The sequence below is a fragment of the Methylophaga sp. UBA4204 genome (assembly GCF_002379485.1).
GTDB lineage: Bacteria > Pseudomonadota > Gammaproteobacteria > Nitrosococcales > Methylophagaceae > Methylophaga.
Genome location: NZ_DFTU01000030.1, coordinates 57759 through 60041 on the forward strand (window position 1 = coordinate 57759; position 2283 = coordinate 60041).

The window sequence follows — 2283 nt, forward strand, 5'->3', positions numbered from 1 at the left end:
AGATTTTCGATAGTGGCTTGAATATTGGCCACCGCTGCTTTGGCCATGCTTTCAATCATATAACCGGTTTTCGGCACGCCCACGGGTAAAGCAGTCACTTCAACTGGGGGAATCGCAATACAGACACCAACCCCATAAATATTTGGGTAAACCGGATTACGCTGGAATTCATCGACCTTAAGAAAGCCTCGGGGATTGACCAGTTCTTCATTCAGATTTGCAACACAATCAACCCCTTTAAACGCTGGAATCAACATACTGTAATCAAATGACAGTTGATGGGTTTTGATGGTCTCGGCATTATCGTCTACCTGCTCGACCAGCATTTGGCCCTTTTCGATGGACTTAACACGGGCATTGGTGATCCACTTGATATCGTTTTTGCGAAACTCGGACTCGAACAGCCCTTTTGAATCACCTACGCCGCCTAATCCCATATGGCCGATATACGGTTCAGGAGTGACAAACGTCATTGGTACCCGATCTCGGACTTTGGCCTTACGTAATGCCCGATTCATGATGAAAGCAAATTCATAGGCAGGACCAAAACAGGAAGCACCCTGAACAGCACCCACCACAATCGGGCCAGGATTTTTCAGAAATTCACGCCAAGCCTGGTAGCTGTCTTCAGCATGATCAACGGTGCAGATTGAGTGAGTATGGGCATGCGGACCAAAGCCTTCGATTTCATCAAATGCCAGCTTGGCCCCGGTTGCCACAATCAGAAAATCGTAATTAAGAATGGTGTTATCACCCAACAAAATCTGATCGGTAGCCGGTTTGATTTTGGCAACACCGGAATCATAAAAATCGATATTTTTGCTGGATAAAACCGAGGCCAGTTTAAAGCTGATATCTTCACGTTTTCGCCAACCAACAGCGACCCAGGGGTTGCTGGGTACAAAGTGAAATATCGGCGTATTGGAAACTACGCTGATATGGTGCGTTTTATCTAGAGCAGCACGGCATTCATAAGCAGCGGGTAAACCGCCGGTACTTGCTCCGATAATGACAATATGTGCCATATCTATCCTGAATTAATGCAGCGTATCCGAGTCATTCTGAATATTAAGCGGGTCACTGAATAAGCCTGCCACATCCACTGGATCAAACTGATAATGGGTATTGCAGAACTCACAGGCCAACTCAACAAAGCCTCGTTCGGCAATAATGTCTTCTGCTTCCTGCCGTCCCAGTAACTTGATGGTATCAGCCACTCGCTGGCGCGAGCAGGTACAGGCAAATTCCAATACGGTTGTACTTAATAGTCTTACCATTTCTTCGTTAAATAATCGGTATAACAAAGAGACTGCATCCAAGTTCAGCAGTTCTTCATAGGTCACGGTATCGGCTAGAAAATTAATCCTCGTCCAATTTTCATCATGCTGTTCCGGATCCTGATCAGGTAATTGTTGCAGCATCAACCCACCGGAAGTCTGCTCATCGGTAGATAACCAGATACGGGTTTTCAATTGTTCAGATTGCGCAAAATACATTTCCAGCATTTCAGCAATTGACTCGCCCTGGACGCTGACAATGCCCTGATAGGGTTGTTTGGCTTCAACATTTTCAATAGTAATCGCCAGATTACCGTCGCCGAGCATTTGCTGCATCGTGGCATCATCAGCAATTTCACCCTCCCAGTTCGCTAAACCACGGAGAGTGTGATCACTGGTGCATTCAACCATTAATAACGATACCGGCCCATCGGAACGACATTGCAATACCAATCGGCCGGACATTTTGACTGTTTCAGCCAATAGCGCTGCCGCTGCCAGCATTTCTCCCAACAAGCCAGCAACCGCAGGTGGATATTCCCGTTGAACTTTAACCGTTTGCCAGGTTTTTTTAAGTTGCACCCATTCGCCACGGATAGCGGCATTATCAAAGATGAAACGTTGTAAATGATCTGCCTGAATGGCGTCGTCTTGCATGATAAATCCTCACACTGCACCTGTAGCGGGCGGTTATATGGCAAATGAAGCTGCCGAATGATAGCGACATTTTAACGTATCTGAATACAAGTGGGGTTTACCCCTGAGAAGATCAAGCCATAAACTATCAGCGGCTTCGGGCGGCTAAAAAATCTCTCAGCGCGGCTGGCAAATGCGACTGAATATTCTTGCACAGCTGAATCAAGCTTTTTTAATTGATATTCATCAGCACTGTGCCTCGCGATGGTTAGGGTACTTTTTCGAGGAATTAGATTGTGATTCGGTTGTGGGGGGGCAAGTGTGATTAAAACAAGCGTGGATTGTTGGGTTTCATGCTTCAACCCAACCT

General features: G+C 46.3%; 3 protein-coding genes. All 3 read right to left on the reverse strand.

The window, feature by feature from the left end; all coding sequences use genetic code 11:
- Positions 1–1025 (reverse strand): NAD(P)/FAD-dependent oxidoreductase (locus B3182_RS03905; protein WP_292751634.1); only part of this gene is annotated, 1025 nt, incomplete at its 3' end.
- A gap of 12 nt (positions 1026–1037) precedes the next feature.
- Entirely contained in the window at positions 1038–1934 is an 897-nt protein-coding gene (hslO, locus tag B3182_RS03910) for an Hsp33 family molecular chaperone HslO (protein WP_292353852.1), read from the reverse strand.
- A gap of 71 nt (positions 1935–2005) precedes the next feature.
- Positions 2006–2283 (reverse strand): hypothetical protein (locus B3182_RS03915; protein ID WP_292751637.1); only part of this gene is annotated, 278 nt, incomplete at its 5' end.